The organism is Candidatus Hydrogenedentota bacterium (assembly GCA_019695095.1).
GTDB lineage: Bacteria > Hydrogenedentota > Hydrogenedentia > Hydrogenedentales > SLHB01 > JAIBAQ01.
On record JAIBAQ010000224.1, the window covers coordinates 1 to 8564 of the forward strand.

The window sequence follows — 8564 nt, forward strand, 5'->3', positions numbered from 1 at the left end:
TGGGGTATCGGAGGCTCCATGGTGATCTTCCTCGCGGGTCTGGCGGATGTCCCCCAGTCCTTATATGAAGTCGCCGATTTGGACGGTGCAGGCCCCCTTACCAAGTTTCGCCATGTGACCATCCCCATGATCAGCCCGGTCATCCTCTTCAATCTCGTTATCGGGCTTATCAATGGGTTCCAGTACTTCACTGAAGTCTACGTAATGACAAACGGACGCGGTGACCCCGCCGACTCGACGCTCTTCTACGCGCTCTACCTCTACCGAAGCGCGTTCTATTACCTGCAATTAGGGTATGCGTCCGCCATGGCCTGGATCATGTTCGCGTTCATCCTCGGGGCGACGCTCCTGGTACTTGCCTCGTCCAAACGATGGGTCCACTACCATGCAGACTAACGTCATCAACAGACTCATCGCCGTTCTGACGTTAGTCGCGGCGTCGCTTATCTTCCTGGCGCCCTTCGCGTGGATGATCTCGACATCGCTCAAGAGCGAATCGCGCATCATGCCCAAGCCCGGCGAGCCCATCCAGTGGATTCCCACTACCGACAAGATGGACGACCAAGGCCGCTTGATGGTCACGTACAATGGAAAGACTGCCACAAGCCTGGGCCGCGACGACGAAACCGGCAAGTACAAACTGCTCGTCGATGGCAAGGAAGTCGAGGCGTGGGAAGAAGAGTTTACCATCCAGCAGCGCATCGGTTTGCACTGGCAGAACTACGTGAACGCCTTCACGATCATCGATTTCCCGCGCAGTCTGCGCAATACACTCTTCATCTGCTTCACGACCGTTGTCGGCACGCTCATTTCCTGCTCGCTTGTCGCCTACAGCTTTGCGCGCATCGAATGGCCGGGACGCAACCTTTTGTTTCTCCTCGTCCTCGCGACGATGATGATCCCCTACGAGGTTGAGTTGATCCCCCTCTTCGTTCTGTATAAGGAAATGGGCTGGACAGGCACCTTCAAGCCGCTCATCGTCCCGGCATTTCTCGGTACTCCGTTCTACATCTTCCTGCTGCGCCAGTTCTTCATGGGCATTCCGAAAGACCTCAGCGCCGCCGCCACCATTGATGGCTGTTCCGAGTTTGGCATCTACGCCCACGTGATTCTGCCCCTCTCCAAACCGGCCCTCGCCACGACGGCGTTGTTCATGTTTTTGTTCCAATGGGGCGACTTCCTGAACCCCCTCGTCTTCCTCCAAGATGACCGGCAGTGGACCCTTTCCCTCGCTCTGCAGCAGTTCCAGAGCCAGCACACCAGCGCCTGGGGTCCGCTGATGGCCATGTCCACCGTAATCACCACGCCCATCGTTGCGCTGTTCTTCCTCACCCAGCGCACCTTCATCCAGGGCATCACCATGACGGGATTGAAAGGTTAAATGAACGAACGCGATTTCATTCGCGAGGCCCTCAGTAATCTCGCGGTCTTTGTACGGGAGAAATACGCCTCCCGCCGGAACGTGTGCATTTCCGAAAAGCGCGAGGCCAACGACATCCTCACCGAAGTCGACCTCGCCGTCCAAGAGAAGCTCGTCGAACGCATCAAGTCGGCCTTCCCCGGCGACTTCATTGCCGCAGAGGAAGAAGGCTTCAGCCGCTTTCCCGAAGACCCCAACGTCCGAGCGTGGGTCATCGACCCCATCGACGGCACCCAAAACTTCGTGCGCGGCTATTTCCCCAGTTTCGGCATTTCGCTGGCGCTCGCGGAAGGCGGAGTCCCCATCGCCGGGGGCGTCATCGTGCCCATGACCGGCGACCTCTTCTTCGGCCAGCGCGGCCACGGATCGTTCCGAAACGACAGCCGCCTTGAAGTGTCCAGCATCTCCACCGTGGGTCTGGTCCGCGCCGAAATCGACTTTGGCGGCCCCTGGGATCGCCCCGGCACGCTCGCGGCTTTCGATACCGTCATGCGCAACGTCGGCCAGATTCGGTGCCACTGCGCCGCGGTCATCGGCATTTGTTCCGTTGCTACCGGCGATATGGACGCCTATTTCCACGTCGGGCTTAATCCGTGGGACTACGCCGCCGCCCAGGTCATTCTGGAAGAAGCAGGCGGCAAGGTAACCCGGCTCGACGGGAGCCCAGCCTATCTTTTTGACGGTGGCCACGGCCTTCTTGCCACAAATGGCCGTGTACACGACGACCTGATTAGAATCATCCATCCACAAGCTTAGTGGATTGAGTTTAGCGATTTTGACCACTCGCACAATCTGCGAGGAGACACAGCGTAAATCAGGGACTGACGCAAGCGAAGCGAACGCAGTGAGCGAAGACGGGTCTGTCCCTGATTTTCGAATACATTGGGAGACGCATAAGCACCATGATGAAAGCAGTACAATTCGGGGCCGGCAACATCGGCCGCGGATTTCTCGGGCAACTCTTCTACGAATCCGGCTACGCCACCACCTTTGTCGACGTCGTCACCGACCTCGTTCAAGCCCTAAATGAGCGGAAATCGTATCCGCTCCGCATCGTCGACGACCGCACCTATACGAATACCATCGAGAACGTCTCGGCCGTCCACGCAGGAAACATCGACGAAGTCGCAGCGCGTCTTGCGGAAGCCGATTTCGCCGCGACCGCCGTCGGCGTCCCCGTCATGGGCAAGATCGCCCCGCTCATCGCGGCAGGTATTGCGCGCCGTTTCGAGAACACGGACGCCTCGCCGCTCAACATCATCCTTTGCGAAAACATGATCGAGGCGGCTCCCTTCATGCGCGAACAGGTTCGCGGCCATCTCTCCCCTGCCTTCCACAATGCCCTCGATACCCGCGTGGGATTTGTCGAAGCCAGCATCGGGCGCATGGTCCCCGTGATGACCGACGCGGTCAAAGCGGAGGATCCCCTGCTCGTCTGTGTCGAAGAGTACTCCGAGCTGCCTGTGGATGCCGCCGGTTTCAAGGGACCGGTTCCGCCGCTGAAGAACATGAAGCCCCTTGCCAACTTCGGGGCCTACGTCGAGCGCAAACTGTTCGTCCATAACGCGGGCCACGCCACCACCGCCTATCTCGGTTACCTGCGCGGTCACGAGACCATCGCCGACGCCATACGCGACGAACGTGTGCGCAAAGAAGTTGACGCCGCCTTGAACGAGACGTGCTCGGGACTCGTCGCTAAACACGGGTTGGAACCCGAGGCATTGGCCGACCACGCGGCTGACCTCATCCGCCGTTTCGGCAACCGTGCACTCGGCGATCAGGTCGCCCGCGTCGCCAAGGACCCCATCCGAAAGCTCGGACCGCGCGACCGCCTCATCGGTTCCGCCGCCATGTGTCTAGCCCAAGGCATCCAGCCCAAACACGTCGCGTTTGCAGCCGCCGCCGCAATCCGCTACGATCACCCCGACGACGCTGCGGCCCTGTCCGTCCAACGGACGCTCCGCGAGCGTGGCCTCCAGGGGGTTCTCCAAGACATCTGTGGCCTTGCCGAGGACTCACCCATAGCAGCTCTTATCCAGACCGGAATGCAGCGCCTCTCCGACGAAGGGTGGATTCAACCGCCCAAGTCCTAGACGGCTGGCTTTCGTTGCGAGCCTGACGAAGTCCGCCTTTCGGTCCGATGAGTTTTCCAAGTTAGGGAGTGACATGCAAGAAGTTAAGCTACCCCAAATGGGGCAATCTGTCGAAGAGGCGTCCATCGTCCGCTGGATCAAGTCCGAGGGCGAAACCATCAATCAGGGCGACCCCCTCTTCGCCATCCAAACCGACAAAGCCGAGATCGAATGCGAGGCGCCCGTCTCAGGAGTCCTTCGCAAGATTCTGCTCGACACCGACGTCACGGTCCCTGTGCTCACCGTCGTCGCGCTCGTGGGAACCCCCGACGAGCCTCTGCCGGATCTTTCCAAGTACGGCACCGCCGGGACCGCACCGAAGGAAGCCGCTCCAGCCGCGACCCCATCACCGTCGTCGGTGCCAGCTTCGGCACCAGCCGAACTCCCTTCCGCCGCCCCAACTGCCGCGCTCAGCGAAGACGCGTTCGTTTCGCCCCGCGCCAGAAAGTGCGCTGCTGAACTTCATGTTGACCCGCGCCTTGCCACCGGAACCGGGGCCGGAGGCCGGATTATGGAAGCGGATGTCGAAGCCTATGCGGCTTCCCTCGAAGGTATCAAGGTATCACCGGCGGCGAAACGCTTGGCCGAATCACGTGGAGTCGACTTAACACGAGTAAAAGGTTCAGGACCGGGTGGCCGCATCACCGTAGACGATGTTGAACACGCCGAAACAAAAGTGAAACACGCACCAGTTAAGTCAATACAAGCTGGTCAGATAAATCGGGTCAAGCTCAGCCCGATGCGCAAGATTATCGCGCAGCGCATGGCCGATAGCTTCTACTCGGCCCCCCATTACTATGTGACAACTGAAATTGACATGACCGCGGCAGTGAAGCTCCGCAAGTCGACCCCGGAGAAGCCTTCCTTCAACGATATCATCATGTTCGCGACGGCACGTGCCCTTCAGGAATACCCGGCCGTAAACTCGCGCTGGGCCGGCGACGCCATCGAAGAAGTCGGCGACATCAACCTCGGTCTGGCCGTGGCACTCCCGACGGGTCTCATCGTGCCGGTCGTTCGCCAAGTCCAAAACCTGACACTCGCGCAGCTTTCCGCCGAGTGCAAGCGTCTGGCCGAGCGCGCCCGCACCGGAAAGCTCACCCCCGACGAGTACCAGGGGAATACGTTCACCATCTCCAATCTTGGCGTATTCGGAGTCGACCATTTCACCGCCATCATCAACCAGCCCGACAGCGCCATCCTGGCCGTCGGGCAGATTAAGGATAGACCTGTTGTTATCGACGGCGGCATCCACGTCCGTCCTATTATGAAAATGACCCTCTCCAGCGACCACCGAGTCATCGACGGGGCGGTCGCCGCGCAGTTTATGGGACGCCTCAAGGAAATCCTGGAGGCTGCGGAGTTCTGAGCGACGCGTATGCTGGTTAATTCGTCGATTTAGACAGTCAGCGGCTTGGTTTTGGGTATTTTGTTTACAAAGTGATATCTTATCGTGTTTTCAGCGCGCATTAGCGCGAACACTCTACGAGGGATTTGGTCGTGAAGCATTGCGATGTTGCAGTTATTGGTACGGGTCCCGGCGGTTATGTGGCGGCCATTCGCGCCGCTCAATTGGGCGGTCGAGTCATTGCCATCGAGCGCGAAGAGCTGGGCGGCGTCTGCCTGAACTGGGGATGCATCCCCACGAAGACCTTGATCCATACCAGCCATCTCTACCATAAACTCCAAAGCGCGGACCGGTTTGGCCTGGAGGTCTCCGGACTCGGAGTCAACCTCAAGGGCCTGGTCAAGCGCAAGAACGAAGTGGTGAAATCCAATAAAGCCGGCATTCGTAACCTTTTCAAGACCCACGGCATCGAACTCGTGAAGGGCACCGCAAAAGTCACCGGCCCACACACCATCATGGTTGGAGATGAGCAAATCGAAGCCAACGCCATCATCGTCGCTACCGGTAGTTCGCCCGCCCAGTTGCCGGGTCTGGAAACCGATGGTAAACGGGTCATCACCAGTACCGAAGCGCTTGAGCTCGAAGAGTTGCCCAAGTCTGCGGTTATCGTGGGAGCCGGGGCCATCGGGGCCGAGTTCGCCTGCATGTGGAACGCCTTCGGCGTGAACGTCACGCTCGTCGAAATGCTCCCCCGCGTGCTGCCCAACGACGACGAGGAAATCTCGGAGCGTATGGGCGAGTTGTTCAAGAAGCGCAAAATCGACGTCCGCACGGAGACCACCGTCAAGAAGATGGCGGTCAACAAGAACGGTGTCCACGTCGAATTCGATGGAGCAAAGACCGGCGCCGTCGACGTGGATCTGGTGCTCGTCGGCATTGGCCGCCGTTACCATTCCGAGGTCGTCTCCGAGACTCCTGGCCTTGGCGTTGAGATTGGGCAGCGAGGCCGGATTAACGTCAACGAGCGCATGGAGACGACAGTTCCGAGCATCTATGCCATCGGCGACGTCGTCGGCAAAACCATGCTAGCCCACGGGGCCAGTTCCGAGGGCCTCGTCGCCGCCGCCAATACCATGGGCGGACGCAAGACCATGGACTACCGGGTTGTCCCGGCATGCACGTTCACGTCACCGGAAGTCGCCAGCGTGGGTCTTACGGAAACCAAAGCGAAGGCCGCGGGGATAGAGACGAAAGTTGGCCGGTTCAACATGATGGCCAGCGGGCGCGCGCACACCATGGGCGAAACGGACGGAATGGTGAAAATCATCGGAAACGCAAAGACCGATCAAGTCATCGGCGTTCATATTATGGGGCCGGAAGCGGGCGAACTGATCGCTGCGGCAGCCTTGGCCATTCGCCTGGAAGCCACCGTTGAGGACATCGCCCATACCATTCACACGCACCCCACGTTGGCGGAAACCGTTATGGAGGCGGCGGAAGCCTACTACGGCGTAGGCATTCACACCCCGCCGGCGAGGAGCGCCTAAGTGGTCTTGTTCCAAGACGGGCAGGGGCTTTCGCATCGCCTGCGAAGGTTCTTCGACAACGCGTTTTGCATCATCCTTCTCGTTGTCGTACCGCTGCTCTTACTGTGGCCGGCACTGAAACGGGGCGAAGTCCCTATCGGTGTCGACAGCGTGCTCTCGTTTGCCCCCTGGGAAGCTGCGCGCCCCGAAGTCGCCATGCCGATAGAAGACGCGAGCGCCAATCTCATGGCGCAGCGCATCTACCCGTGGTACGCGCACATGGCGTCCGCAACCGGCTACAAGGACCTGCTTTGGAATCCGTTGGAAAGCTGCGGCCTGCCGTTCATGGCCTTGTGGCGGACGCGCTGCTTCTCCCCCTTCTCGCTCCCGTTCTATTTCCTGGACATCCTCGTCGCGTTGCAGGTTTCCATACTCGCCAAGCTCCTTGTGGCGGGTTTCTGTGCCTTCTACGCCGCGCGACGCCTCGGGTTCGGACGTCCCATCGCACTGTTCGTTGCGCTCTCGTTTCAAATGAGCGGCCACATGACGCTGTGGTGCGTCTACCCCATTTCCGATGTAATACCCTGGCTTCCCCTGATCATCCTCTTCTGCGAACGCCTGGCCCTGGGTCATCCGCGCGTGTGGGCGCGCGGTGCGCTCGCCTTTTCCCTTATGCTCCTGGGCGGCGACCCGGAAACCCTCGCGGCCATACTCCTCTTCAGCGGGCTTTACCTTTGCCTGCGCTTCCTGATAGACCGCCGCCATCCGCGCGAATGGTTCGCTCCCGTGGGCGTATTCGCGCTCAGCCTGACCATCGCGCTGGCATTCGCCGCCGTACAGATTCTCCCCTTCGTGGAATTCCTGGGAGAATCCGCCAAAGGCGGGCGCGCCCCGGCCTCCTACTTCCCACAACTGCACGACCTGATCAGCGCATTCCTGCCAAGCGGGTTCGGCACCGCCAAACCCGCCACGTTCGCGGAAGCCGAGTCACGTCGCGTAGCCGGACTCATACACGTGGGCATCGCGCCGGTCCTTATGCTACCGGTATGGTTCTCATTGCGCCGCTTTTCCAGCACCCGGCAACGCCGCCGGATTGAGTCCCTGCTGGCGACATCCGTACTCCTTCTGATCTTGGCCATGTGCGCCAAGACTTTGGAAGAAGTGCCCATCCTCCGCTTCCTGAATCCCGAACATTACTTGGCGCCCGGAGCATTCGTGATGGCCCTTGTCGCCGCCGCCACCATGGAAGAGTGGCTGCACCTGAACGCCGAGGACTGCATGGCCTCGCTCAGACGCCTGCTCCTCATTGGCCCCCTGTTCGCCCTGCTCGCGGTGGGCGTGGTCGTCGCGGGACACCAAGGGCTATCCGTGTCCATGGGCACATATGGCTGGAAGATCATCCTTGACGTGGCGATCATGCTCGTCCTGCTGGTCGTCCTCTTTGCAACGACGTTGAAACCATCCGTACGCCTCCTCGGCTACGCCATGAGCGGCCTCACCGTCGTCGATCTGATGCTTGCGTTCGGGCTGGCCATGCCCTACACGCCCGCGGACCGGCTCTTCCCCGAGACGGAGTTCATCCAACTCTTCCAGCAATCCGGTGGACGCGTCGGCGGCAGCGACGCGCTCAGCCAATGGCCGCTCGCGGGCAACGGCATTCCCCAACTCTACAGCGCCGCGGGAGTCTCCTTGAGACGCCACCAAGCCTTCACGTCCCGCATTGCGGACGACCCGCTCCTACTGCGCCGCGCGGGAGCCCCCTCGCTCCTGCTGTCGCAAGACGACGTGCAAGGCAAGTTCGCGCCGATTCGTCCGCTTTTGAAGTTCGAGAGGATGTTCCCGTCCGGCGCCGTGCTGTTCCAGGACCTAGACGCCAAACCCTACGCATGGATGGCCTACAGCGGGCGTTCGGTCGATGGCATCGACGCGAAGCAACTCAGTAGCGACCAGCCCCCGCTCATGGAGCAGGCTGTTGTGCCTCAACCGCCCGTCACGCCCCCCACGCCCACACTTCAAGCAAACCGCGTTGGCACGACCCGCACGGAAATTAAGGTTCCATCTTCCCCGCCCGGCGTCCTCGTGCAAGCCGACGCGTGGTACCCAGGATGGAAAGCCCTCGTCAACGGCGAACCCGCCAA

Annotated in this window: 7 protein-coding genes; all 7 read left to right on the top strand. The window is 60.4% G+C overall.

Annotation, left to right across the window (positions count from 1 at the left end):
• The coding region (locus K1Y02_23170; protein ID MBX7259282.1) for a sugar ABC transporter permease at window positions 1-396 on the top strand (396 nt) is incomplete at its 5' end.
• On the top strand, window positions 386-1381 hold the full coding sequence (locus tag K1Y02_23175; protein ID MBX7259283.1) for a carbohydrate ABC transporter permease: 996 nt from the start codon (window positions 386-388) through the stop codon (window positions 1379-1381). The genes K1Y02_23170 and K1Y02_23175, both read left to right, overlap by 11 nt.
• Window positions 1382-2176, top strand: a complete 795-nt coding sequence (locus K1Y02_23180) for an inositol monophosphatase (GenBank protein ID MBX7259284.1) — start codon at window positions 1382-1384, stop codon at window positions 2174-2176.
• A gap of 146 nt (window positions 2177-2322) precedes the next feature.
• Window positions 2323-3513 carry a mannitol-1-phosphate 5-dehydrogenase gene (locus K1Y02_23185; GenBank protein ID MBX7259285.1) on the top strand — a complete coding sequence of 397 codons (1191 nt, stop codon included), beginning with the start codon at window positions 2323-2325 and terminating at the stop codon, window positions 3511-3513.
• 73 nt (window positions 3514-3586) lie between these two features.
• A complete protein-coding gene (locus tag K1Y02_23190) occupies window positions 3587-4921 on the top strand; it encodes a 2-oxo acid dehydrogenase subunit E2 (GenBank protein ID MBX7259286.1) in 1335 nt (444 codons plus the stop codon).
• A 131-nt stretch (window positions 4922-5052) separates the two neighbouring features.
• Window positions 5053-6447, top strand: coding sequence for a dihydrolipoyl dehydrogenase (gene lpdA, locus K1Y02_23195; protein MBX7259287.1), 1395 nt, complete (start codon window positions 5053-5055; stop codon window positions 6445-6447).
• Window positions 6448-8564 (top strand): YfhO family protein (locus K1Y02_23200; protein MBX7259288.1); only part of this gene is annotated, 2117 nt, incomplete at its 3' end.